25 protein-coding genes and 1 pseudogene are annotated in these 24104 nt (G+C 64.9%); 14 read left to right on the top strand and 12 right to left on the bottom strand.

All coding sequences use genetic code 11. The features are described from left to right. Nucleotides 1-184 (top strand): annotated as a pseudogene (locus tag QMZ05_RS33015) (hypothetical protein); the annotation flags it as partial. A 20-nt stretch (nt 185-204) separates the two neighbouring features. On the opposite strand, the gene QMZ05_RS33010 reads toward QMZ05_RS33015, so the two are convergent. The 3 genes from QMZ05_RS33010 to QMZ05_RS33000 all read right to left on the bottom strand — a co-directional run bounded on the left by QMZ05_RS33010 (nt 205) and on the right by QMZ05_RS33000 (nt 5354). Further along, complete coding sequence (locus tag QMZ05_RS33010) at nt 205-1182, bottom strand: MBL fold metallo-hydrolase (RefSeq protein WP_353704556.1); 978 nt, start codon at nt 1180-1182, stop codon at nt 205-207. Between the two features lie 258 nt (nt 1183-1440). Then, a complete protein-coding gene (locus tag QMZ05_RS33005) occupies nt 1441-3615 on the bottom strand; it encodes an alkaline phosphatase family protein (RefSeq protein ID WP_353704555.1) in 2175 nt (724 codons plus the stop codon). After that, nucleotides 3615-5354, bottom strand: a complete 1740-nt coding sequence (locus QMZ05_RS33000) for a multicopper oxidase domain-containing protein (RefSeq protein WP_353704554.1) — start codon at nt 5352-5354, stop codon at nt 3615-3617. The genes QMZ05_RS33005 and QMZ05_RS33000 overlap by 1 nt, the downstream gene beginning before the upstream one ends. Before the next feature lie 525 nt (nt 5355-5879). Between QMZ05_RS33000 and QMZ05_RS32995 the strand changes: the two genes are divergently transcribed. Next, the gene (locus tag QMZ05_RS32995; RefSeq protein WP_353704553.1) at nt 5880-6437 is read left to right on the top strand and encodes a TetR/AcrR family transcriptional regulator; all 558 of its coding nucleotides are present in this window, start codon (nt 5880-5882) and stop codon (nt 6435-6437) included. Between the two features lie 5 nt (nt 6438-6442). Continuing rightward, nucleotides 6443-7351, top strand: a complete 909-nt coding sequence (locus tag QMZ05_RS32990) for an oxidoreductase (RefSeq protein ID WP_353704552.1) — start codon at nt 6443-6445, stop codon at nt 7349-7351. Between the two features lie 248 nt (nt 7352-7599). Here QMZ05_RS32990 and QMZ05_RS32985 read toward each other — a convergent pair whose 3' ends face one another. Next, the gene (locus tag QMZ05_RS32985) at nt 7600-8055 is read right to left on the bottom strand and encodes a hypothetical protein (protein WP_353704551.1); all 456 of its coding nucleotides are present in this window, start codon (nt 8053-8055) and stop codon (nt 7600-7602) included. A 70-nt stretch (nt 8056-8125) separates the two neighbouring features. Between QMZ05_RS32985 and QMZ05_RS32980 the strand changes: the two genes are divergently transcribed. From QMZ05_RS32980 to QMZ05_RS32960, 5 genes are all read left to right on the top strand, one after another. Further along, nucleotides 8126-8905 carry an ATP12 family protein gene (locus QMZ05_RS32980; protein WP_353704550.1) on the top strand — a complete coding sequence of 260 codons (780 nt, stop codon included), beginning with the start codon at nt 8126-8128 and terminating at the stop codon, nt 8903-8905. A gap of 64 nt (nt 8906-8969) precedes the next feature. Next, a complete protein-coding gene (locus QMZ05_RS32975; RefSeq protein ID WP_353704549.1) occupies nt 8970-10550 on the top strand; it encodes a flagellar hook-length control protein FliK in 1581 nt (526 codons plus the stop codon). After that, the gene (locus QMZ05_RS32970; protein WP_353704548.1) at nt 10547-10810 is read left to right on the top strand and encodes an EscU/YscU/HrcU family type III secretion system export apparatus switch protein; all 264 of its coding nucleotides are present in this window, start codon (nt 10547-10549) and stop codon (nt 10808-10810) included. The genes QMZ05_RS32975 and QMZ05_RS32970 overlap by 4 nt, the downstream gene beginning before the upstream one ends. 89 nt (nt 10811-10899) lie before the next feature. Continuing rightward, nucleotides 10900-11712 carry a class D beta-lactamase gene (gene blaOXA / locus QMZ05_RS32965; protein WP_353704547.1) on the top strand — a complete coding sequence of 271 codons (813 nt, stop codon included), beginning with the start codon at nt 10900-10902 and terminating at the stop codon, nt 11710-11712. 80 nt (nt 11713-11792) lie between these two features. Further along, entirely contained in the window at nt 11793-12449 is a 657-nt protein-coding gene (locus QMZ05_RS32960; protein WP_353704546.1) for a carboxymuconolactone decarboxylase family protein, read from the top strand. An 86-nt stretch (nt 12450-12535) separates the two neighbouring features. Here the strand turns inward: QMZ05_RS32960 and QMZ05_RS32955 are convergent, their stop codons facing one another. After that, the gene (locus tag QMZ05_RS32955; RefSeq protein ID WP_353704545.1) at nt 12536-13024 is read right to left on the bottom strand and encodes a hypothetical protein; all 489 of its coding nucleotides are present in this window, start codon (nt 13022-13024) and stop codon (nt 12536-12538) included. Nucleotides 13025-13125: 101 nt separating this feature from the next. Further along, nucleotides 13126-14481: a PLP-dependent aminotransferase family protein gene (locus QMZ05_RS32950; protein WP_353704557.1), complete on the bottom strand. Its 1356-nt coding sequence runs from the start codon at nt 14479-14481 to the stop codon at nt 13126-13128. Between the two features lie 154 nt (nt 14482-14635). Here QMZ05_RS32950 and QMZ05_RS32945 point away from each other — a divergent pair, with 154 nt between their 5' ends. Beyond that, nucleotides 14636-15562: a DMT family transporter gene (locus tag QMZ05_RS32945; RefSeq protein ID WP_353704544.1), complete on the top strand. Its 927-nt coding sequence runs from the start codon at nt 14636-14638 to the stop codon at nt 15560-15562. A 174-nt stretch (nt 15563-15736) separates the two neighbouring features. Here QMZ05_RS32945 and QMZ05_RS32940 read toward each other — a convergent pair whose 3' ends face one another. Together QMZ05_RS32940 and QMZ05_RS32935 are read right to left on the bottom strand one after the other, a co-directional pair. Next, the gene (locus QMZ05_RS32940; protein WP_353704543.1) at nt 15737-16738 is read right to left on the bottom strand and encodes a dienelactone hydrolase family protein; all 1002 of its coding nucleotides are present in this window, start codon (nt 16736-16738) and stop codon (nt 15737-15739) included. A 105-nt stretch (nt 16739-16843) separates the two neighbouring features. Then, on the bottom strand, nt 16844-17254 hold the full coding sequence (locus QMZ05_RS32935) for a DUF4260 domain-containing protein (RefSeq protein ID WP_353704542.1): 411 nt from the start codon (nt 17252-17254) through the stop codon (nt 16844-16846). A gap of 159 nt (nt 17255-17413) precedes the next feature. Here QMZ05_RS32935 and QMZ05_RS32930 point away from each other — a divergent pair, with 159 nt between their 5' ends. Then, nucleotides 17414-18946: an acyl-CoA carboxylase subunit beta gene (locus tag QMZ05_RS32930; protein ID WP_353704541.1), complete on the top strand. Its 1533-nt coding sequence runs from the start codon at nt 17414-17416 to the stop codon at nt 18944-18946. 843 nt (nt 18947-19789) lie between these two features. Here QMZ05_RS32930 and QMZ05_RS32925 read toward each other — a convergent pair. Further along, nucleotides 19790-20260, bottom strand: coding sequence for a serine hydrolase (locus tag QMZ05_RS32925; RefSeq protein ID WP_353704540.1), 471 nt, complete (start codon nt 20258-20260; stop codon nt 19790-19792). Nucleotides 20261-20444: 184 nt separating this feature from the next. Here QMZ05_RS32925 and QMZ05_RS32920 point away from each other — a divergent pair, with 184 nt between their 5' ends. Next, the gene (locus QMZ05_RS32920) at nt 20445-20792 is read left to right on the top strand and encodes a hypothetical protein (RefSeq protein ID WP_353704539.1); all 348 of its coding nucleotides are present in this window, start codon (nt 20445-20447) and stop codon (nt 20790-20792) included. Between the two features lie 188 nt (nt 20793-20980). On the opposite strand, the gene QMZ05_RS32915 is transcribed toward QMZ05_RS32920, so the two are convergent. Next, the gene (locus tag QMZ05_RS32915) at nt 20981-21331 is read right to left on the bottom strand and encodes a cupin domain-containing protein (RefSeq protein WP_353704538.1); all 351 of its coding nucleotides are present in this window, start codon (nt 21329-21331) and stop codon (nt 20981-20983) included. A gap of 261 nt (nt 21332-21592) precedes the next feature. Between QMZ05_RS32915 and QMZ05_RS32910 the strand changes: the two genes are divergently transcribed. Then, complete coding sequence (locus tag QMZ05_RS32910) at nt 21593-21892, top strand: twin-arginine translocation (Tat) (RefSeq protein ID WP_353704537.1); 300 nt, start codon at nt 21593-21595, stop codon at nt 21890-21892. Between the two features lie 69 nt (nt 21893-21961). On the opposite strand, the gene QMZ05_RS32905 is transcribed toward QMZ05_RS32910, so the two are convergent. Next, complete coding sequence (locus QMZ05_RS32905; RefSeq protein WP_092114950.1) at nt 21962-22231, bottom strand: hypothetical protein; 270 nt, start codon at nt 22229-22231, stop codon at nt 21962-21964. Between the two features lie 310 nt (nt 22232-22541). Further along, nucleotides 22542-23237, bottom strand: coding sequence for a metalloregulator ArsR/SmtB family transcription factor (locus QMZ05_RS32900; protein WP_208763976.1), 696 nt, complete (start codon nt 23235-23237; stop codon nt 22542-22544). 102 nt (nt 23238-23339) lie between these two features. On the opposite strand from QMZ05_RS32900, the gene QMZ05_RS32895 reads away from it, so the two are divergent. Next, complete coding sequence (locus QMZ05_RS32895) at nt 23340-23648, top strand: NIPSNAP family protein (protein ID WP_353704536.1); 309 nt, start codon at nt 23340-23342, stop codon at nt 23646-23648. Between the two features lie 32 nt (nt 23649-23680). Then, a complete protein-coding gene (locus QMZ05_RS32890) occupies nt 23681-24031 on the top strand; it encodes an antibiotic biosynthesis monooxygenase (RefSeq protein WP_353704535.1) in 351 nt (116 codons plus the stop codon). Nucleotides 24032-24104: the final 73 nt, after the last annotated feature.

The following is a 24104-nucleotide window of genomic DNA, read 5'->3' as shown; positions in this document are numbered from 1 at the left end:
GCCCAAAATCGAGGTGCCGCCGATCCCCAAGATGGACGCGATCACGCAGCCGAACTTGCGTGCTCCGGCGCGCAGCTCGTTCGGCGACCGTGTCAGCCGGTGTCTCGACGACGCCGCAGCCAGCGGCCTGAACCAGAGTGATCGCGCCGCCTATTCGCGGTCCTGCGCCAACACGCGTGACTGACACGTCAAATCCCGACCGCGCTATTGGGCGGGAAGGCGCAACGTCGTGAGATCGGAGCCGACGATGGTCGTGCCGGTGAAGCCGCCTGCCTCGGCGGCGGTGCGGAAGTCCGCTTCGGTCAGCGCGCCACCAGGCACCTTGTAGGGACCGTGATGCGTCGCCCCGACCTGCGGCGCCAGATGGGTCAGCATCAGGTATTTTGCGCCGGCGCGTTTCGCCATGGCGCCAAGGTCTGATGTCAGGCTCTGGCGATAGTAGACCGGAGGCGGCATGCCGCTGTCGCGCTCCGGACCCATGACCGGATGCATGGTCGAGTGCACGATCACCTCGGCGCCCTGCGCCAGCTTCTCGACTTGTGCCGATGTCGAGGTCGGGCGGGGCGGCGCGGGGCTGTCGTTGCTGGCGTCGCCGCCGATCACGACGCTGCCGGCAGGCGTGTCGACGCGAAACGAGGCGTGACCGGCGACGTGGGTGGAGCGGATCGCGCTCACCTTGACATCGCCCTTCGTCCAGACCACCTGCGGCTCGTCGCTCGGCTCGAACGTGATGAGGTGCGCGAGCTCGGCGGGGCCGCCCGCCAATCGTCGCTTGTCCTCCGAAACCCGTTGCGCGATCTCGCCGGATTGAACGAAGGCGTCACCGATATGCGTCACGAACTTGCCGCAGCTCATGGTGAAGCCGAGGGGTGAAGACACATCGCTGCTGCAGACGACATCGACTTTGGCGCCGCTGGAGCTCCAGTTCCAGCGCGCGAGCAGGAGGTCGACGAAGCCCTCGGTGTGGTCCGAATGCATATGGGTGAAGAACACGGCATCGAGCTGACCGGGATCGACGTTCAGTTGCGACAGCCGCAAGACGGTGCCGCGGCCGGCGTCGAACTGCAGCTTCGTCGTGCCGCAGCCGGCGCTGTCGTCGCCATAGCGCACAAGGGTGCCGGCTCCGGCGACGCCATTGATGAGGGCCGGCCCGCTCATCGTGCCCGTCAAGGTAACGAGCATGCAAGGCGCCGATTGGGCGGGGAGCGGGACGTGCAACCAGGCCACGGTCAGCAGGGCTATCGGAAGTGAGAGGCGTCGCATGCTGTCGGCTCCCGTGTTCATTCCGCTGGTCGCGGAGACTGCCGGACTTCGGGGCGGCCCACAAGCGCAGGGAGATCGGCGGCCAGGCTCGCGCAGCTTATGAACATCCAGCCTCGCGCAAACGAAATCCGCCGGCCTTTCGGGCCGGCGGATTGGTGGTGTTGCGAGGTGCGGTCGTCAGTTATTCCAGTTGCCGCCCTGGTCGTTGCCGTCACCGTGGTGATGGCCGCCGCCGTCGAAGTCGAAGAAGTCGAACAGATCGCTGAGCGCCGGGCTGTTGACCGGAACGTAGGGATTGCCGGGCGCCGCAACCGGGTTCGGGAAGTTGTCGCGGCTGCGATGGGTGATCGGCTCCAGGCGCCAATTCCGCTCGATGAATTTGATGATCGAGACGTGATCGGCATATTCATGCGAGATGTGGCCCTGCCGCGCGAACGGCGACACCACGATCAGCGGAATGCGGGTGCCGTCGCCGAAATAGTCGAGCGGCTGCACGTAGCCGGAGTCGAAGTAGCCGCCACCTTCGTCGAACGTGATGAAGATCGCAGTATCCTTGGCGTAGTCCGAGGCCTGGACCTGGTCGATGATCTTCTTCGCGAAGCCTTCGAACAGGTTGAGCTTGGACGACGACGGGTGACCGTCAGTGAAGCCGCTCGGCTTGACGATGGAAACCGCCGGTAGCGAGTGCTTGGAGAGGTCGGAGTACAGATCAACCGAGTCCTTGATATGGGCTGCGACCTGTTCCGGGTGCGACATGATCGAGGTGTCGTACTGGAACGGATTGCAGATGTTGCAGTACTCGTCGGCGGTCGGACCGGCTACGCCCCAGTTGAGCTGGTAGGGATCGTTGACGTAGTTGTTCCACTGGTCGCCGTAATACTTCCAGGAGATATTGCGCTCGTTCAGGCTGTCGCCGATGCTCTTGCGGGTCGACGGCGGGATCGTGAACGGCGTGTTGGACGGGTTGGTGTCGGTGTAGGCGTTCTTGCCGTTGCCGAAATAACCGGGGTTGTAGTTGTTCAACAGATAATAGTGGCCCGGCTCGCAATTCGCATTGATCCGGATGTTCTTCAGATAGTCCAGGATCGGCTTGACGCCGGGCTGGGTCGGATCCGAGCAGTCGCTGTAGGAGCCGCCGCCGGACACCGGGCTCGTCTGGAAGGGCGGCGGGAAGCCGCCATTGCCGCCGGCGCCGTAGCCGTCCTCGGTGTACCAGTTGTTGGTGCCCGTGGCCGGATTCGGATTCTCGATTTCATGCACGATGCCGGCATTCGCCGTGCCGCCGAACACCTGCGTGCCGTTGGGCGGGACGGCGGCGTTGCCGTAGGTGTCGCTGAAGTAGAGCATGTCGGCGTGGCCGAACATGATGTGGTTGGCACCGGTGCCGCCGTTGACGGACTGATGGAAGTTGTCGCTCATCGCATATTTCTGCGCCAGCGAGGTGAAGTAGGGCACGTCGCCCCTCTGCACGTTGTAGAAGCCGAGCGCCGTCGAGCCTTCACCCGTGGTCGTCGCCGTCGGCGAATAGTCGGTGGAGAAATTCGAGGGCTGCGCCGCGCCGTTGGCGCCGGCGCCGACGGTCACTTCGACCCAGGCGAACAGATTGGCGCCGCAGCCCGACGGATTGTCGCGGCTGGCCGCCGAGTGGTTGCAGTTCAGCTGCTGCCACATCTGGTAGAAGCGATGCACCGGGCTTGCCGAATAGGAGTCGTAGGGCATCGCATCGCTGTTGGTGAGCTGGAACGGACCGGCCGGCAGCGCGCTGACATTGGTGATGCGCTGATCGGGGGTCTGCGAGGACTGACCGGTGCCGCCGGAAAGCAGGAACTGGTAGTAGTCCGACGGCAGGCCGGATTCCGACTGCTGCGCCAGCACCAGCGACGCCTCGCACGTGGTGATCGGCGAGCTGCCGCACTTGTTCGGGATGTAGGAGACCTTGGGGCCGCCGACCAGCGGAGCCGGCAATTGATCCTCCGGGAAGTTCTGCTTCGGCGGGCTCAGCAGGAACGCATCGTTCGGGCCGTTATCCATCGCCGCGTGCTGATGCGCCTTTTCGAAGTTCGGCCCGGGGATCGCATTCTTGTTGCCGTCGAGCTTGACGATGCCCTGCGAGAGCAGGTTGAACACGCTCTCGCCGTGTCGCTCGGGCACGTAGGTCGCGAACACGTGGTCGAAGCTGCGGTTCTCGCCGATGATGACGATCACGTGCTTGATCGGCGAACGGGTCTCGTGTCCGCCGTGGTGATCCCAGTCCTGCGCAAGGACGGGGCCGGCGGTGAACTGGCCCAGCGCCAGTGCGCTGAGGGTGAGGCGGCAACTCTGCAGCCAACGTGACTTCCGCTTGTCGCGCATTAAAGCTCTCCTTTTTGCTGGTTGAGCGGCTTGGTGGAACTTGCAGTGTCTCGCGGCACGACCTTGATCCGCCCCATCATGCCGCCGTCCTCATGCTCGAGGACGTGGCAGTGGTAGACGAAGGTGCCGACGATGTTGGGAGCGCGGAAATCCATGCGCAGGCGCACGCTCGGATATTTCAGCATGCGGCCGTTGTAGTAGGGCACGTTGACGGTATCACGCAGGAACGGCTCGTTGACCGCGACGCCGGACCAGTCGAGCAGCTGGAAGTGAAGCTGATGGATGTGGAAATCATGCAGCTCCATCGAGCGGTTCTCGATGATCCAGTCCTCGACGTCGCCCTGCCGCACGGTGATGTCGGGCACGTCCGAATGCGGATCGAACGGCTTCGGCGTCTCGCCATCGAGGGTCATGAAGAACTTGGTCGGGCTGTTCGGGTCGTTCGGATTCTCCGGCTGCTCGGAGAAGAACAGTTTTCTGACGCGCACCGGTGCGACGTTGCCGACCCACGGCCGCTCAGGTCGCGGCAGCGGCTCGGCGTGAGCGGGCAGGGCGGCCTGCGGCTCGCTCGCATTGGTCGAAGACGTGATAGCGACCAGCGCGCGGTTGGGGTCGTTTTCGCCCGCAGGACCGGTGTCGACCGCGCGCGTCACCAGCAAGGCTGATGCGCCGACGGGCGGTCCTTCGACGATGAACTCGGCGCGCGAGCCCGGCGGCAGGCCGATATGATTGACCCATTGCACCGAGGGCGACGGGCTGCCCTGGAATTGCAACGGCACCCCGTCGAGCCCGACGATGCCGATCTGCTGCGGCGCGCGGCCGACCAGCAGCGCGAGATTGAGATAGGTGATCGCGGATGCGTTCAGCACGCGCCAGAGCTGCCGCTCGCCCGGCTTCATCGTGAGCCTGGCCGGCGGATAGTTCGGATAGGGCACCGGCACGAAGTTGACGGAGAGATCCTTCGACGGTTTACCGAAACCGGTGCCGGAATTGGCGACGTCGCCGTCATTGTCGATCTGGCTCTTGGTCATGACCGGCTCGAATTTCGACGGCGGCGCGTCGGGATTGACGAGGTCCTGGTCGCGGATCACGAGCACGCGCTCGGGCAGGCCGGCCAGCTGTGGATCGGCGCGCTCGATGCCTTCGATGATGATGGCGCCGGAAGCGCCGCCGAGGACCTGCGTCTTGCTGAAGCCGTGCAGATGCGGGTGGTACCAATAGAGGCCGGGTGCTGCGTCGTCTGGAATGCGCAGGCGATAGTCGAACGGCGCGTCGTCGGGCTGGATCGAGGTTTTCAGCACGTCGTCCTGGTGGCAGACCGGCGGCACGGTCAGCCCGTGGAAGTGCAGATTGGTCGAGATCGGCGTCATCGCGCCGCTCTCGCAAATGTCGGCTTGCTTCCGCGTCGTGCAGATCGGCGCGCCGGCGAGCGGACGGTCGATCGCGGGCGTTGCCGTATCGAGATCGACGAGGTCGTTCTTGAAATGGATGACCAGCTGATCGCCCGGCTTCAGCCGGAGCGTCGGCGACGGCTTGCCGTCCGGCGTCAGGTAGCAGTAGCGGCTCGTTCCGTCGGGCAGCTTCTGATCATGGATGCTGAGGTCGGTTTTGAGCACGCCGTCGCGGCTGTGCAGTTCGGCGGGTTCGTCGATCGCGCTTCCGGGGGCGGGCCGGGCACAAACGTCCTGCAGCGTTCGCTGCGCATCCTGCAAGCCTGCGGCGGCGAGCCAGGTCGTCATGCCGCTCGCAGCCAGCCCGAGGCAAGCTGCGGCGATGACACAACAAACGGTCGAAAGTCGTCGTGCCACGCCGCCCCGCCAATACGCCGCCACAGGCGCGCAAGCGCGCGACCGACGCCACGCGTGACGTCAGTCCACGTCTTGCGACCGCAATGGTCGACAAATGCTTCTGTTTGGTATCGGGGACGCTAGCCGCGCGTTGTTGCCGGAATCTGGCAGGTTTTTAACACGCAGATGACAGAAACTTGCGGCACTTCGACGCAGAAGTGCGCACAACGTTCAAACCTGCTGAGCGATCAATCGGATGGCGCATTCACAAACTGAATTGCGGAGATACGAAGACACGCAGGCAATCGACAGATTTTTTTTCGGTGTCGCCGTGCCATCGGCGCTTGGTGAGCGGACACTTTGTGAACGACGAACCTTCCGCCGACGCTGCCGGCGAATTCCACCTGCATGCCGTCATTTCCACCAGCTGATCTATATTGACATAAAACGCATTTTTTGTCATAGTGTATCGATATTATGACAAACAAGCTCACCCAGGACGAAGCAGAGGCGCGCCGCCAGAAGATTCTCGTGGCGGCGCGCTGGTGTTTTCTCAACTTCGGCTTCTCGAAGACCTCGCTTGACGACATTGGAAAGCGCGCAGGGATTTCGCGCACGCTGCTCTATCGGACGTTCAAGGACAAAGAGAACATCTTCACCGCGGTCTTCGCCGATTGGCTCATCTCCCGCCATCCGGCTGCGAAGAAAGCCGCCCTCGGCGCCGGCTCGCCGGGCGAGCGGCTTCTTGAAGTGTGCAGGCTCATGGTCATTGAACCCTGGGCTGACATGGTCGGAGCGCCGATGGCGGGTGAATTCTTCGACGTCTGCGAGCGCCTGGACCCGCAAATCGAGGCCCGGCACCGCAGCTTGGCGACCGAATGCGTTGCGAGGATCCTCGGCGGCGACGAAGCAGCCGCAGAGGTTTTCGTGCTCGCGCTTGATGGACTTCTCAGCGACGAGCCCACCACGGTGGTGCTGGAGCAACGAGTGCAGCTTCTCGCTGCTCGCTTCGCGCCGCTCAACAAACGAAAGTAGCGAGTATGACTAAGGCATGGACGGTGAAGGACATCCCTTCACAGGTCGGAAAACGCATCATCGTCACCGGCGCCAACAGCGGCATCGGCTGGCACGCGGCGCTGGAGTTGGCGCGTGCCGGAGCGGAAGTGACGATTGCCTCCCGGAACGAAATGAAGGCCGCCGACGCGGCTCGCCGGATCCTTGCCATCGTGCCGAACGCCAACGTCGACATCGGGAAACTGGATCTGTCGAATCCCAGGTCGGTGAATGCGTTTGCGGAGAGCCAGCGGTCGCTGTCCCGGCCGATCGACGTGCTGATCAACAATGCAGGCGTGATGGCGCTGCCGGATCGCCGGGAAACCGTCGATGGTCATGAGATGCAGTTCGCGACCAACGTCTTGGGTCCATACCGCCTGACGGCCTTGCTGCTACCTGCGCTGCTGCAATCGGCTGCGCCGCGCGTCGTTACCGTAGCGTCCGGTACCCACGCGATGGGAGGTCCGGTGCCCATCGCCGACCTCGACTCCAGGCAAAGCTACAAGCCGATCAAGGCCTACGCGAAGACGAAACTCGCGAATATCCTAGTCGCAAGGGAGTTGCAGAGGCGGGCCGGGGACCGTTTGCTATCGGTCATCTGTCACCCCGGCGCGGCGAAGACGAACCTTTTTGCCGATACCAGCGCCCTCATGCTGCTCGCGGCGTTTGCCGCCTATCCGTTGGTTCAGAACGCCGCCATGGGAGCGGAGCCGACTCTCATGGCTGCGACCTCGACGGACGTGAAACCGGGCGGCTACTACGGACCCGGCGGCTTCATGAGACTGCGTGGTCATCCGACCGAAGATAAGACGTCGTCCATCGCCGAGAATACCGAGGCCGGCCGCATCCTGGTCGACGAGCTCGAGCGGATATCGGCGATACGTTTTGCATTCTAACGTCGAAGAGCAGGGCGCTGGCATGACGGTTACGACTTGCGACGACTTCGTCGGTTTCTTCCGGGCGTGGACCTGCCTCCTGCATCCGTCTACCGCATTCGGCGGTGGCAGCCGATCGCGTACATGCCAATTCGCTTAGGATCCGGCATCATGAGAACGCTCCGCTGACTGCGTTCTTCTGCTGGGGCAATCTTGCTGGGCAGTAGCGGACAAGACGAGTCAAGCTCGTTGTTCGAAACCGAGACTTTCTACCGTTTGAACTGCGTCAGAAACATCCGCAATGAATCGTGCTGGCTCTCGACATCCGCGATCACCCAGCCGTCGGGGCCGTTGACGACGATGAAGTTGAGCGTGACCGTATGGCCCTCATTGTCGAAGGTCACAGTCACATCGGTCTTGTCGAACTGGCGGCGCGGCGTTGCGATCGAGATCGGGCCGATCCGCCAGCTCGGGCTCTGCACCAGAAAATCGTACGGCGCATCGTGCAGGGCGGTCCAGGCGCCGCGCAGGCTGGGATCGAAGAACTGCCGGGCGGTTTCGTCGTCGCGCGGCAGGCCGTTGGAAAACGCGGGGCTGCCTTTCCCATAGAAGGCGTAGACGTTGCGGATCAGCGATTCCGGCGAGCGGAACCCGGCGTCGGCGCGGGCGGCCCCGAAAAAGGCCGCAACGAGCAGAGAACCGGCGAGGATTTGGGCGCGTTTCATCAGCTTTATTTGCCGTAGTCCCTGACATATCTTGCAGGGAAATCCCTGGAAACGAAAGCCGGCCGGCGCGATGCGCGAACTCTTCGACGATATCCCTGAACAAGCTCCGCTCGATCCGCAGGAGGCGGTGCGGCGCCACATCCGCACGCCCAAGCGCAAGCGCTTCTACACCAGCGCCGGCGTCACCGATGCCGACGGCGGATTTGCGATCACGCTCGACGGCAAGCAGATCCGCTCGCCGTCAGGCAAGCCGATCGTGGTGCCGACCCGCGCCATTGCGGATGCGGTCGCGGCCGAGTGGAACGCGCAGGGCGAGACCATCGATCCCGTGACCATGCCGCTGACGCGCCTCGCCAACAGCGTGGTCGAGGGGGTGATCGACCGCGTCGACGAGGTCGCCGACGATGCGGCCAAATTCCTCGACAGCGATCTCCTGTTCTACCGCGCCGGCCATCCCGAGACGCTGGTGGCGCGCGAGGCCGAGCATTGGGACCCGATCCTGTTCTGGGCCGCTGAGACGCTCGGCGCCCATTTCGTGATGGCCGAAGGGGTCATGCATGTCGGCCAGCCCGAGCCCGCGATCAGGGCGGCGCGCGCCGCGTTCCCGACCGATCCCTGGCCGGTCGCGGCGCTCCATGTGGTGACGACGCTGACCGGCTCGGCGCTGCTGGCGCTGGCGCTGGCGCACGGCGTCCGTGACGAGGACCAGGTCTGGGCCGCCGCCCATGTCGACGAGGACTGGAATATCGAGAAATGGGGCGTCGACGAGGAGGTCGCCGCCCGCCGCGCCGCTCGCCAGGTCGATTTCAAGGCCGCCGCAGGCGTCCTCAGGGAGTTCAGGCCGGGTTAACGAGACCTTTACGGCGCGGGGCTAGCCTGCGGCACATCCCTCGTGCCTGGCCGAGATCTCCGACATGGCACTCGCCGTCAATCCCGTGCTGCCGGTGCTCGCCTCGAAGGAGGCGGACAGCGTCGCGCCGGACCTCACGCTCGAGGCCGGCAGCGTCATCAATGCGCAGGTCCTGAAGGTGCTGTCCGCCGATCTGGTGCGGATCGCGATCGCGAGCCTGTCGATCGACGTCCAGACCGAGGTGCCGCTGCAGCAGGGCCAGAACCTGCAGCTTGCGGTGTCGCAGAGCAATGACGGCATCCGTCTGCAACTGGTTGGATCGGGGGCGGACACCGGCGATGCGGTGCAACTATCGCCGGGCGCGGCCAACGCCGCTGCCGCGCCGCAACCCGTCGCCGCGGCGCCGAAGGCCACGCTGACGCCGCTCGAGCGCGTCACCATCACCGCCACGGCGCAGCATGCAGCGGCGGTGCAGGGCAGCCAGGCCCCGCTGTTTGCCAATCTCACCGCGGTCGCGTCAGCCAATCTGCCGCCAAAGCTGCAGGCCGCGATCGCGCAGGTGCTGGCGCAGCAGACCGGTCTTGACGAGAATTTGAGCGGCGATGCCGTCAAGGCCGGCTTCCAGAAATCCGGCCTGCTGCTCGAGGCGACGCTCGCATCTAGCGGCGCGCCGGCGAGCGGCGGCGTGCCCGACCTGAAGGCCGCGTTGATCGTGCTGCGCCAGGCGCTGACCTCGCTCGGCGCGGGTGACGCCGCGAGGCCTGTGCTCACGCCGCTGCAGCAAGCGGCGTTGCCCAGCGCCGGAGCGGCGCCGAACCTCGTACCATCAGGCACGCCCGCCCTCGAGGTCCAGGAAATCCTGCTGCCGCAGGCCCGCGTACCGGTGGCTGAGGATCTCACCCTCGGCGCCACCGGGTTCGCCGGCGCGCTTGCGGATGCGCTCGATGCCGGCCCGTCCTCGGGCGGCGCGCTCAACCTCATTCAGGAAGCGCTGCATGAGCTCGTCAACCCGTCACGGCAGGGCGCCGCGCCGCGGGACATGCTGCCCAGCGATGTGCCGGCGCGTGGCAGCATGCCGCCACCGCCGTTTCACGGCGCGCTGCCGTCGGCCCAGGCCGTCGCCGAGGCCACGATCGCGCCGGGCGCGCCGCTTGCGACGACGGCGCATCGCCTGCTGGAAAACACCGACGCCGCGCTGGCGCGGCAGACTTTGCTGCAGGTCGCTTCGCTGCCGGGCCACGGCGATGCTGCACGTCCGCAGCTCGATGCGATGGTGCCGCGCTGGAATTTCGAGATCCCGTTCCTGACCCAGCAGGGCACGGCGATGGCGCAGTTCGAGATTTCCCGCGACGGCGGCGGCAATGAGGTCGAGGCCCCCAAGCGGGTGTGGCGGGCGCGCTTCACGCTCGACGTTGAGCCGGCCGGGCCGGTGCACGCGCTGGTCTCGCTGAACGGCGAGCGCACCTCGGTGCGGATGTGGGCCGAGCGGCCCTCGACCGCCGCGCAGCTGCGCGCCGGCGCGTCCGAACTGAGCCAGGCGCTGACCAGGGCCGAGCTTACGCCCGGCGATATCGAGATCCGCGACGGCAGTCCGCCGCAACCTGCGCCCGCGCGCGCCGGCCATTTCCTGGACCGTGCATCATGAGCGAGGCGCAGAACCAGCTCGCTGTCGCGCTGCACTACGATCACGCCGGCGCGCCGCGCGTGGTCGCCAAAGGCAAGGGCGCGATCGGCGCCAAGATCATCGAGGTCGCCAAGGCCAACGACATCCCGATCGAGGAGAACGAGGTGCTCGCCGGCGCGCTCTCCAATGTCGAGCTCGGCGATGAGATCCCGGCCGAGCTCTATAAGGCCGTCGCCGAGGTCTTGGTGTTCGTGCTGCGGATGTCGGGCCGGGCGCACTGAGCGCTTTTCAATCGACAGTGCCTGTTGCCATCCTTTTACCACGATGGCATCCACCATCGTCGTCAACCCGAAACAGTTCAGGTCTCCTCGTGATCAATCGCCGCCATGCGCTCGGTCTTTTTGCTGCCGCCACCGTCCTGCCGACGCGCAGTTTTGCAAATGTGTCCTACCAGCGCAGCGAGTTTCGCGAGGATCTGCAGAAGCGGTTCTTCGATCTCGGCACCGAAGGCACCTTCGTCGGCTACAAGATCGACGACTATCTGATCATCGCGAGCGACAAGGTTCGCTCGGGCGAGGGCAGGCTGCCGGCTTCGACCTTCAAGATCCCGAACGCGCTGATCGCGCTCGACACCGGCGTGGTGCAGGATCCCGACAAGGACGTCTTCAAGTGGGACGGCGTGACCCGTAGCATCGAGGCCTGGAACAAGGACCACACGCTGCGTTCGGCGATCGCGGTCTCGGCCTTTCCGGTGTTCCAGGAGATCGCCCGCCGGATCGGCGAGGAGCGGATGAAGAAGTATGTCGATACGATCGACTACGGCAACCGCGACATCGGCGGCGGCATCGACCAGTTCTGGGTGACGGGCAATCTGCGGATCGACCCGGTGCAGCAGATCGATTTCCTCGACCGGCTGCGCCGCGGCGTGCTGCCGGTCGGCAAGCGCAGCCAGCAGCTGGTGTGCGACATTCTTCCGGTGACGAAGGTCGGCGATGCCGTCATTCGCGCCAAGACCGGCCTCACCGACAATGAGCACGGCTCGCTCGGCTGGCTGGTCGGCTGGTCCGAGAAGGGCAGCGACATCACCGTGTTCGCGATGAACATGGACTGCAAGACGCAAGTGCAGATCGACGCGCGGATGAGCGTCACCCAGCAATGCCTCACCGACATCGGCGCGCTGTGACCATCTGACCTGCGCGATCATCTCTGGTTGGCGTCGCGCAGCTCGACTAGCGTTCTCCGATAAATCAAAGCGGAGGAATCATGCGTTCAGCAACAGTCTGGCTCTCGTCGCTCACGCTGGCCGCGGCGGGCGGCTGGCTCGCGGCCACGGTGTTATCAGTGCCGGCCACCAGCAAGGAGCCGCGCTTTCCGCAGCTCACGATGGATCAGCTCAACGACCTGCAGAAGCCGCTCGGCGAACAGATCATGAAAGTGTCGAGCGTCGGCATCGGTGGGCCCTACAATCCGATCATCAGGAGCCCGGTGCTCGGCCAGCGCCTCTATGATCTGTTCTATTATCTGCGCTGGCAGACCTCGGTGCCGACGAGGCTGAACGAGTTCGCGATTCTGATCATCGGCCGGCAATGGCGCTCGCAGGTCGAATGGTTCGCGCACGCGCCGCTCGCGGCCAAGGCCGGGCTGTCGGCCGACGTCATCGCCGAGCTGAAGGCCGGCAACCGTCCGTCGAAAATGGCCGACGATGAGGCTGTCGTGTACGACTTCGTCACCGAACTGACCACCACCAAGAAGGTCTCCGACGCGACCTATGCGCGGGCCAAGACGATCTTCAACGATCAGCAGATCGTCGATCTGACCGCGCTCGCCGGCAACTACGTGATGGTGGCGATGATCCTGGCGATGGCCGAGGAGACCGTGCCGCCGGGCAAGGAAGAGCCGTTCAAGATTGGCGAGAAGTAGTGACGCGCACTCCGCTTCACCTCGCCCCGTAAGAGCGAGGCGAGGTAGCGCAGCGCCGGCACCGCTCGACCTGATCTCATCACGCGCTAGCGCCTCGCCAGCGTGAGCGAGACCGCCGTCACGTTGCTCTGCTGCGGACGGATCGACACGGATTGCTTGCCGCCGCGCGTGGTGAGCGAGAGGTCGGCGGAGAAATTGTTGCCGCGCGCGGCGGCTTCAACGCGATCGCCGGCCGCGCGCCCCGAGATCGTTCCGGACGCGTTGCGGCTCGCCTCGGTCCATGCACCGGAGATCGCGCCGCCGCGATATTCGACGTCACTGGTGAGATCGAAATTGTAACTCGCGCTGGCGCATTTGAGCGACAGGCGAAGTTCGGCGCCGGTGCCGTCGACGTCGTATTTGGCGCGGCAGCGCAGTTGCTCCTGCATGCCGTCCGATGTCGTGAGCGTGCCTCCGCCGGACCATGAACCCGCCATGGCGAGCAGGGGCGAGGCGGGCGCAGCCTGCAAGGGCGATGCGAGCGCGCCGAGCGACAGCAGCACGAGGCTGATCTTCGCGATGTTTGATCGAGACATCCTGGGCTCCTCTACCGGTTGATGCCTCATAACGCGGCAGGGTTCCGAAGGTTCTTACCGCGCGCCGTCGCGCGCAAGGCCGGTTCCGCGCCGACCGAAGATCAGCGCCCGATCGCCCGCTGCAATGCCGGCATCAGTTTCGGGTCGCGGCACTGCGCGACGTTGAAGCGCATGAAGCCGGTGGCCGATTGCGTGGTGCTGAACACGTTGCCCGGCGCCAGCACGATGTTGTCGGCGAGCGCAGCGCGCGCCACGTCGGCGGAGTCGCAGCCGTCGGGCAGGCGGCACCAGAGCTGGAAGCCGCCGCGCGGCATCAGCCACGGCTCGATGCCGATCCGCTGCAGCTTCTCGCCGACGTCGCGGCGGGCGCGCGTGAGCCGCCGTCGCAGCTCCTCGACATGCTTGCGGTAGAAGCCGGTCGCCAAGACGCTCGCGATGATCTCGGTCGCGACCGCGCAGGGGCCGCCGAATCCGGTCGCGACCTGCAGATCGACCAGCTGCTCGATCCAGTCGGCGCGCGCCGCGATGAAGCCGCAGCGCAGCGACGCCGACAGCGTCTTGGAGAAGCTGCCGATCCGGATCACGCGGTTCAGCCCGTCGAGGGCCGCGAGCCGCGCCGACGGCTCCGGCTCGAAATCGGCGAAGATGTCGTCCTCGACGATGGTGAGATCGCAGGCGGTGGCGGCATTCAGCACGCGGTGCGCGGTCTGCGGCGACATCGTCGCCCCGGTCGGATTGTGCAGCCCGGATACGGTGATGTAGAGCCGCGGCCGCTCGGCGTCGAGCACGGCCTCGAAGCTTGCGACATCGGGGCCTGACGGGGTGTAGGTCACGCTGACGAGCTTGACCTGATGGGCGCGCAGCAGCGCCCGGAAATTGAAATAGCAGGGATCGTCGACCAGCACCGTGTCACCGGGCCGCAGCAGGAAGCGGCAGATCAGGTCGATCGCCTGGGTGCCGGACATCGTGAGCAGCACCTGCTCGGGCGACACGTCGAGGCCCTCGTCGGCGAACCGCGCCATCAGCGTGCGGCGCAGGGCCAGCGAGCCGCGCGTCGCGCCGTAATCGGCGAGCACGGCGTCCTCGGCCCGCGCCAGTCCGCGGAACGCGCGCCGCAGCGCCTCGGTCGGCATCCAGTCGGCGGGCAGCCAGCCGCAGCCTGGCTTCAGCGCGCCGCTCGCGGCGTCGAGCGATTGCCGCGATACCCAGAACGGATCGACGGCGCGGTCGTGCTGCGGCTGGTCCTTGGCCAGCGAAAGCGGCGGCAGCGCCGCCGACGAGACATAGAAGCCGGAGCCCGGCCGCGCCCGGATCAGGCCCTCGGCGGCGAGCCGGTCATAGGCCTCGACCACGGTCGAGGGTGAGACGCCCATGGTCGCGGCAAAGCTGCGGATCGAGGGCAGGCGGTCGTCGGCGGCGAGCGCGCGGCTCGCGATCCTGGCGCGGATCGCGTTCATCACGTCGGTGGTCCGGGTCGCCTTTGGCGCGTTGGCTGGTCGCTGCAAGTGTATGCCTACCTTTACCCATACAGTTTGGCGATATTGTACTGATCCGTAGCTGCCTTGGCCAGCCCGTCACCGCTATCTTCGCCCGCGAAAGACGAGGTACGTGATGAGCGATTCGAAGACGTTGTCGGGCAAGTCTTGGTCGGGAAAGTCCTGGGCGGGCGAGGGGAGCGGCGGCGCGTCGCTGGAAGGCTGGGGCAGCGGCCTGCTCGGCGTGATCATCTTCAGCGGCTCGCTGCCGGCAACCCGCGTCGCCGTCGCCGGGTTCTCGCCGCTGTTCCTGACCTCGGCACGCGCCGCGATCGCGGCGCTGCTCGGCGCCGTGCTGCTCGCGGTGCTGCGGCAGCCCTGGCCGCAGCGGCGCGACCTGGTGTCGTTGACCATCGTCGCGCTCGGCGTCGTGATCGGCTTTCCGCTGCTGACCGCGCTCGCGCTCCAGCACATCACCTCGGCGCATTCGATCGTGTTCATCGGGCTGTTGCCGCTGTCGACCGCGGTGTTCGGCGTGCTGCGCGGCGGCGAGCGGCCGCAGCCGAAGTTCTGGCTGTTCTCCTGCATCGGCAGCGCGACGGTCGCAGCCTTCGCTCTGTCGGGCGACGGATCGGCGTCGCTGACCGGCGACTTGCTGATGGTTGCGGCCATCATCGTCTGCGGCCTCGGCTATGCCGAAGGCGCGGCGCTGTCGCGCCGGCTCGGCGGCTGGCAGGTGATCTCCTGGGCGCTGGTGCTGTCGGCGCCGGTGGTGCTGCTGATGACCATCATGACGCTGCCGCCGAGCTGGCAGGGCATCGGTGCGCCGGCCTGGCTCGGGCTTGCCTATGTCTCGATCTTCAGCATGCTGGTCGGCTTCGTGTTCTGGTATCGCGGGCTTGCGCTCGGCGGCATCGCCAGCGTCGGCCAGTTGCAGCTGCTGCAGCCGTTCTTCGGCCTCGCGCTGGCCGGGCTGCTGCTGCATGAGCCTGTGCCGTGGTCGATGATCGCAGCGACCATGCTGGTCGTCGTCTGCGTGGTGTTCGCGCGCCGCTTCGCTTGAGGGGCATCGGCCTCTCCGGAGGCTGAGAATCTATCCGTCTCGTCATTGCGAGGAGCGATAGCGACGAAGCAATCCATCTCTGTACTTGCCGTGCGATGGATTGCTTCGCTTCGCTCGCAATAACGGGCGGATGGATTGGCGGTCTCAGGACGAGGGAATATGCGCGTCTCGCCGCTAGCCCAGCTTGAACAGTGCCTGCAGGAAACCGCTGACCGCCTTGCGGGCCTCGAGTGCGGTCGTCGGGTTGCCGCCGACATGCGGACCGAACTCGACGCAGGCATCCTTGTAGCTGAACGGCGCCTGCGTCGATGCGTTCATCAGCACGCCGCCGTCGCCTTCCTTGATGGTGCAGTGGCGTACGGTCTGCGATCCCGTCGCCTCCACCACGGTGTTGTTGCCGATCAGGCCGGCATCGAAGCCGTGCGCGGAATCGGGATATTCGGTCAGCACCACGTCGCGCTTGGCTTCTTGCAGGCGCGCGACATAGGCCTTGCAGCTTGCGACCGGGTTATAATCGTCAGGCGTGCCGTGGAAGATCCGGATCGGCCGCGCCGCGACCTCGGTGTCGGTGGGATAGCTGGTCGAGCAATCCGGATAGAACGGGATATAGGCCGCGAACTGCACGCCGGACTTGTTCCAGAGCTTGTTGAAGCGATCGAGGCTCGCATAGAGCGTGGCCTGGCCGCCGCGCGAGAATCCCATCAGCACGATGCGCTCGGGATCGACCCTCGGATGTTTGGCGAGGATCTCCAGCGTATGATAGATGTCGACGATGAAATTGAGCCGGCCGAGCAGGGCCTGGTTCGGCCCGGTCGCGGTCAGGCCGCGGCCGGAGAAGCCGTCGATCACGAAGGTCGAGATGCCCATGCCGTTGAAGTGGCGCACCCAGCCGTCCATCCCGGCGCCGACGCCGCTCGAGCCGTGCATCAGCACCACGACCGGCAGCCGGCCGGTGCCTTGCGCGATCCGGAATTCGCCGCCGACCGTCACCGCCTTGCCGTTGGGATCGCCGGTCAGGAACTGGTGGTCGGAGATCGTCAGCGAGGGGATGCCGTAGATCTCGGTGCGCGCCGCGATCTCCTTCGGGATCTGCTGCGCGCTGGTCTCGATGCAGGTGAACAGCACGGCGCAGCAAAACAGGATCGCGGTCGCGGCCAGGCGCCAGTCTGTCAGCATCGGTTCACCCAGATGTTGTGTTTGATTGGCTGCGACTACAGCAATCGAGACGCACGCTGTCAATTTTCCATGCAGGCAACCTGGCACAGAGCCACGACGCCCGCCCTAAGCCGGCTCCTGCGCTTTCCCGATTCGCCCGAGATGGGTGTAGCCAAACCCCTTCGCGTATTTCAGCCCATAGCCGAGCGCGCGGTCGATCCCGATATGGGCGAGCCAGATCATCGCAATCGAGAGCACCAAGGGTCCTTCGCCGGCAAAACCCAGCGTCATCAGCGCCACCGGCGCGAGATAAGTGTGGGCGGCGTTGTAGACGATGGCGCCGGCCCGCGGGCTGATCAGGTAGGCGGCAAAGCTTAAGTCCGGCACCAGGAACAACAGGACATAGACCAGCCAGGAACCCTCCCACTTGTAGTAGAGCACGGTCATCCCGACGAACAGCACCAGCCCCTCCAGCCGGAGCAGGGTGCGCACCCCGCCGGTCGCTGCGCCAGTCGCTTCAGTCGTCATATCGGTCATTGCAGTCTCCCCAGATATCGGAAAATCCTACCGTTTTGGCGCTCAATACCGCCCACAAGCGCCTTTCCGGGTCCGAAATGGCCGTGCTAAAGCCATTCCGAACGAAGCGGACCCGGCTCGCACCGGGACGCGGACTGTAGCTAACACGGGCGGAAACAAATGAAAGATATCCTCGATACCCTCGAAGAGCGGCGCGCCGGGGCCAGGCTGGGCGGCGGCGAAAAGCGCATCGAGGCGCAGCACGCTCGCGGCAAGCTCACCGCCCGCGAGCGGATCGAGCTCCTGCTGGACAAGGGCTCGTTCGAGGAATTCGACATGTTCGTCGAGCACCGCTCGATCGAATTCGGCATGGAGAAGAGCAAGATCCCCGGCGACGGCGTCGTCACCGGCTGGGGCACGGTCAATGGTCGCAAGACCTTCGTGTTCGCCAAGGACTTTACGGTGTTCGGTGGCTCGCTGTCGGAAACCCATGCGCTGAAGATCACAAAAATTCAGGACATGGCGATGAAGGCGAGGGCGCCGATCATCGGCCTCTATGATGCCGGCGGCGCGCGGATCCAGGAGGGCGTCGCGGCGCTGGCGGGCTATTCCTATGTGTTCCGCCGCAATGTGCAGGCCTCGGGCGTGATCCCGCAGATCTCCGTCATCATGGGCCCGTGCGCCGGCGGCGACGTCTATTCGCCCGCGATGACCGACTTCATCTTCATGGTGAAGAACACCAGCTACATGTTCGTCACCGGCCCCGACGTCGTGAAGACCGTCACCAACGAGGTGGTGACGGCGGAGGAGCTCGGCGGTGCCTCGGTGCACGCGACGCGCTCCTCGATCGCCGACGGCGCGTTCGAGAACGATGTCGATGCGCTGTTGCAGATGCGCCGGCTGATCGACTTCTTGCCGTCGAACAACTCCGACGGCGTGCCGGAATGGCCGAGCTTCGACGACATCGGCCGGGTCGACATGTCCCTGGACACGCTGATCCCCGACAATCCGAACAAGCCCTACGACATGAAGGAGCTGATCCTGAAGGTCGTCGACGAGGGCGACTTCTTCGAGATCTCGGAGACCTTCGCCAGGAACATCGTCACCGGCTTCGGCCGTATCGCCGGCCGCACCGTCGGCTTCGTCGCCAACCAGCCGATGGTGCTGGCGGGCGTGCTCGACAGCGACGCGTCACGCAAGGCCGCGCGCTTTGTCCGCTTCTGCGATGCATTCAACATCCCGATCGTCACCTTCGTCGACGTGCCGGGCTTCCTGCCGGGCACCGCGCAGGAATATGGCGGCCTGATCAAGCACGGCGCCAAGCTCTTGTTCGCCTATTCGCAGTGCACGGTGCCGCTCGTCACCATCATCACCCGCAAAGCCTATGGCGGCGCCTTCGACGTCATGGCGTCGAAGGAAATCGGCGCCGACATGAACTACGCCTGGCCGACCGCGCAAATCGCCGTGATGGGCGCCAAGGGCGCGGTGGAGATCATCTTCCGCTCCGACATCGGCGACCCCGACAAGATCGCCGCCCGCACCAAGGAATACGAAGACCGCTTCCTGTCCCCCTTCATCGCTGCCGAGCGCGGCTACATCGACGACGTCATCATGCCGCATTCGACCAGGCGCCGGATCGCGCGGGCGCTGGCGATGCTGAGGGATAAGAAGGTCGAGATCCCGGCGAAGAAGCACGACAATTTGCCATTGTGATGGATGAAGACAACCGTGGCAATGTGGTGTCGACGATCGAGGCTGTGGCAGAGCGCCAATCGATCGTGCGACCTGATATTGGGTGTGGCGTCCGCAATACTTGCGATGGACATAGCGTGCTTCGCGCAAGATACCGAGATGATGGTTACCGCCCGGACGTCAGAAGAGGCCGTTATCAATGGCTACGCATTTGCCGACAAAACATGCACGCCGGTCGAGCTCCCACAGCTCTTGCTCATAAAGCCGCCCAAATATGGGACTGTTTGTTACCGCATCGAGGATTTCGAGGTGGCGGGCGACTCGGGACTGGATCGAGCTTGTATCGGGCGCTGGGTCCGCGGCATAAGCGTTTTTTACCTGGCCCGATCCGGTTACAGCGGGCCGGATAGTCTCCGATACGAAGCGATCGACCATCGAGGACGGGAGCGAGTGTCTGTTCGTGTGAGGGTCTTGCCCGGCCATTCAAACGCATCGGCCAGCGTTGACGGTTCTTCGCGCGAGCCGGTGATGTCGGCTGGGCCTATCCCTGCCTGCGCTGTGCCGGTGTCCTAAGAGCGTGTAGGGCGGGTTGGTGAAGCGCGTACTCGCCGCCTTCGCTCCGCGCGATCCGTGGTGGGGTACTCTTCGCCAACCCCCCTACGAACTAACCCATTCCCCATCCATCATACCGAAACCGGCGGCAAGTCCGTGACGGCAGGCAGCACGAATTGGCTGAGGATGGCGTTAGAGATGTAATGCCTCTGCTCGAACGCATTCACGACGCCATGAGATCGAGCGCGGGCACGCTGAAAAGGCGCTGGCCGCCGGCGCCGAAGTCTGCAATCCAGCTCAGGTCGTGACCGTTCACCAGGGAACGGCCAAGCCACCATTGATAGCCATAGTAGAGCGCGGCGTGCCCCTCGGCGTTGACATGCGGCCTGGTCGACTCGGCGATCCACGAGGCGGGCAGGAGTGCCTGCTGTTCCAGCGCCCGCCGTCAGCCACGAGCTGGCCAAGCTTTGCAAGGTCACGCGGCCGCAGCCGCAATCCGGCAAAGGCCGCGGGTTCGGCGCTGCCGGTGAAGCTCAGCCACTCCACGTCGGTGATGCCGAGCGGTTCGAACAGCTTCTCCCTGGCATAGACATCGATCCCGCGATCGACGGCTTTAGCAAGGGCAGCAGCGAGCGGGGTAGTGGCGCCGCCGCTATAGTTAAACAAGTCGCCGGGCTGCAACGCCATCCGCTGCTCCAGCACATAGCGGCACGGATCCTGCGCCTCGAGCAGGAGCCGCTCATTGCTTGAGAAACGTGTCGAGCCCGGAGAGACTGTCGGCATCGAGGTCGACCTCGGCGGGAGCCGCAACGGCCCAGCCGTCGTCAAGCATTGAACAGGCCGACATTGATTTGAGTCCCAATTGGATGACCAGGAGCTAGCGCGCCTGTGAAACGTAGCGATTCCTTGCGCAAAAGAACACGCCGGGTTACGGGTTCGCCTGACCCGCCAGACAGGTTCGAACCTGATGACCGAAGACGAGCCGACCGACGAGATTTCCGAGATCGAGGCGCAGATCGAGGAGCTTGCCGAGAGCGCCGAACGGTCCCGGCGGATCATTCTCGGCTCGAAGGTGGCAATCGCAGGTGGGTTCGCGTTGCTGCTCGCGGCGCTGCTCGGCCTGTTCAGTTCCGGCGAGACCGCGGCGCTTGGTTCGATTGCGCTGGTGCTCGGCGGCATCGTGTCGCTCGGATCGAACGTCAGCACCTTGCGGCAGACCGAGGCCGCCATCAGCACCGCCGAGGCGCGCCGCGCGCGACTGATCGGCAACATCGACCTGCGCCTGGTCCACGATGCGCCGCTGAAGCTGATGTGATGTGAGCGGGCGCGTCTGATTGGTTCCCCGGCGTCGTCCCGGGCAAGCGAAGCGCGACCCGGGACCCATAACCACAGCTCGATGTTGTGTTGCGACGCAGGGGCCACAGCTTGCTTCAACAACTCAGCGCTGTGGTTATGGGTCCCTGCTTTCGCAGGGACGACGAGCGGAGAGAATGCAGCGCGTCCTTAGCCCGACGCTAGCGGCACGTAGTCGTACTCTCCGACGCCTTGCAGGATCAGGAAGGTCAGCGACGTCGTACCGGCGTTGGTGACGAGGTGCGGGCGGGTCGGGCGGACGGCGTAGACTTCGCCGACCTTCAGGTTCACTTCCTCTTTCGGCTCCTGCAGGAACAGCCGCATCTGGCCCTCCAGCACGTAGAACGTGTCGGAGATGTTGCTGTGGGTGTGCCACGGCACCTTCTGGGTCGGCGAGAGCTGCAGCTCCATGATGCGAAAGCCGGGGCGGGCGGCGTGCAGAGCACGGCGTTCGACTTCGTAGAGGTGGCTGGCATCCTTGAGCGGTTGTCCTGACTTCACGGCGGCCTCCCGGAGATCTTCTTATGATGCGCGATGCTAGTCCTGTTCGGCTGTCCATGAAACGCTCGGAATGAGCATGACCGATGCGCGCGGACGAGGCCGTCGCGTCGTGATGGTTGCGTGACGTCAGAACGTCGCGGACGACGCCCCAGACGTCGAGTTCCGCGAAAGGTGATCGTCCGGTTCAGCGAATGTTCAGGTCGGGGCGAAAAAACTCAAGGGGGGGCAGTTGGTCCAACTCAGCAACAAAGGGAAACTCTCATGGAACGCCGCGATTTTCTGATGATGGCCTTCGGCGTCGCCGCCGGAGCAGTCACGTTCGTCGCAACGGCACAGGCGGCGCCGCTCGCGCCGCTTCCCCTCAACCAGGATGCACATTCACCGGCGACCAACGATGCGCATCCCGCCGTGACCACGGGCGACGAGGTCGATCGCCTGAAGCCCGAGCAGGTGCGTTGGCATCACGGTTGGCATCATCGGCGCTGGCACCACAGGCATTGGGGTTGGCGCCGCCGCCATTGGCGCCGTCACTGGCGCCGTCATCACTGGCGCCGCTGGTGATATCGACTCCATTCGAAAAAGAAAAACCCCGCGCGAAGCGGGGTTTTATTTGTTCGGAATGCGCCGCGATCAGATCGGGCGGCAGCGGCCGTAACGCCAGGCGAAGCCATAGGGGCAGGCGCGGACGCGCGGCGCCACCACGACCGCGCCGGGCGCGACGACGACGGGGCGCTCAACCACGACCGGGCCGGGGGCAACGACGACGGGACCACGATTCCTGACGCAGCCGCCATAGGGACCACGATGCCAGCCGGGGCCGCAGCCACCAGCCGCATCAGCGGCGCTGATGCCGGCGAATGCGGTCGTCACCAAAACTGCTGCTGCAAAAAGATACTTCATGACTTCTCCTTTATTTGGGCCGCGCTGCGGCACCGCAACAAACTTTTAGATTACCGATTCGCCCGGCCGGATCATTGCAGAAGCCGTTCCCGATGTCGCCGACCATAATGTTGCGGGCTGAATGCGACATGAATGTTGCAGCTCACAGCTGCGTCAGTGCGCCGCAAGCACGCTCAGAATCATTTCGAAATATTTCGTAGCCGGGTACGCAGCGCGCGCCACGATGCGGATGCAAATGTATCGGAGTGCGAGACAAGCGTGACCGAGAGGGCGCGCACGAAATCGCCGACGCTGGTTTGAATGCGTGATCCTACTCGCCGGCGCCGAACAGCGCCGCGAACCGCTTCTCGCCGTTGCGCGAGAAATTGACGACGCGGCTGCCGGGCGTCGCGTCGCGCGCGGCCCATTTCAATTCGGTGAAGCGGTCCATCATCGCCGCGCCCAGCGTGCCGGCGAGGTGGTGCCGCCGCTCGCTCCAGTCGAGGCAGGCCTTGCACACCGGACGGCGCGGATGCGTCAGCGCATCGGCGTCGATCTGCAGTTCCTCCGCCATGAAGCGCTTGCCTTCGCCGGTCAGCTCGATCGCCTGCTTGCTTTGGCGCACCAGCTTCTGCCGCTTCATGCTGTCGAGCATCTGCACGCCGAGATCGCCGGCGAGATGGTCGTAGCAGATGCGGGCGCGGCGCAGCGCCGGATCCTTCGGCCCGGTGCGCACGCGCATGTGGCCGGCGCGGGCAGCAATACCCTGCAGGCCTTCCAGCACATCGGCGACGTCGGGGTCGGAGAGGCGGTAGTAGCGGTGGCGGCCCTGCTTCTCGGGCTCGATCAGCCCGCCGGCCTCGAGCTTGGCGAGATGCGAACTCGCCGTCTGTGGCGTGATGCCGGCCTCCTGCGCCAGCTCGCTCGCAGTCAGCGCGCGGCCGGTCATCAGCGCGGTCAGCATGTTGCAGCGTGCGGGATCGCCGACCAAAGCGGCGATCCGGGAGATGTCGGGTCCTGCTTTCATAGTTCGATGATAGCCGAAGCATCTAGGTCGGGCAAGGCGGTAGTCTTCACCGTGCCGTCATTGCGATCGCTCGCAACGACCGAAAAACTCAGGAGGCCGAAAATGACCATCACCGTCTTCATCCGCTACCAGCTCGATCCGTTCAAGCGCGCGATGTTCGAGGAGTATTCGCGGAACTGGCTGTCGATCATCCCGCGCTGCGGCGGCGATCTGCTCGGCTACTGGATGCCGCACGAAGGCACCAACAACATCGGCTTTGCGCTGATCTCGTTCGAGAGCCTTGCCGCCTACGAGGCCTATCGCGCGCGGCTGCGCCAGGACAAAGAGGGCATGGCGAACTTCAACTTCGCGGAACAAAACCGCTTCATCCTCGCCGAGGAACGAACATTTCTCCGCAAGGTCGAGCTATAGTCGTTCCGCAACAACAATGAGCGGAGGCGCCCATGATCGCCGTGATCTTCGAAGTCTGGCCGAAGCCGGAGCACCGGAATCTGTATTTCGACCTTGCCGCCGAGCTGAAACCCATCCTGCAGGAGATCGACGGCTTCATCTCCGTCGAGCGGTTCGAGAGCCTCACCGAGCCGGGCAAGTTCGTGTCGCTGTCATTCTTCCGCGATGAGGCCGCGGTAGAAGCCTGGCGCAACACCATCGAGCACCGTCGCACCCAGGCCAAGGGCCGTGCGCGGATTTTTGACAACTATCGCCTGCGCGTTGCGAGCGTGATGCGCGACTACGGTTTGAATGAACGCGACCAGGCGCCGAAAGACAGTCGCGCGGTGCATGAGCCGCACTAGGTGGTGTGGACAGTTACCGCATCCATAGGACGATAGCAGCAAGAGTGACGACGGCGAGGTAATTTCTAGCTGT

This window comes from Bradyrhizobium sp. INPA03-11B (genome assembly GCF_040446015.1).
GTDB lineage: Bacteria > Pseudomonadota > Alphaproteobacteria > Rhizobiales > Xanthobacteraceae > Bradyrhizobium > Bradyrhizobium macuxiense_A.
This window is presented reverse-complemented; position numbering and strand designations above follow the sequence as displayed.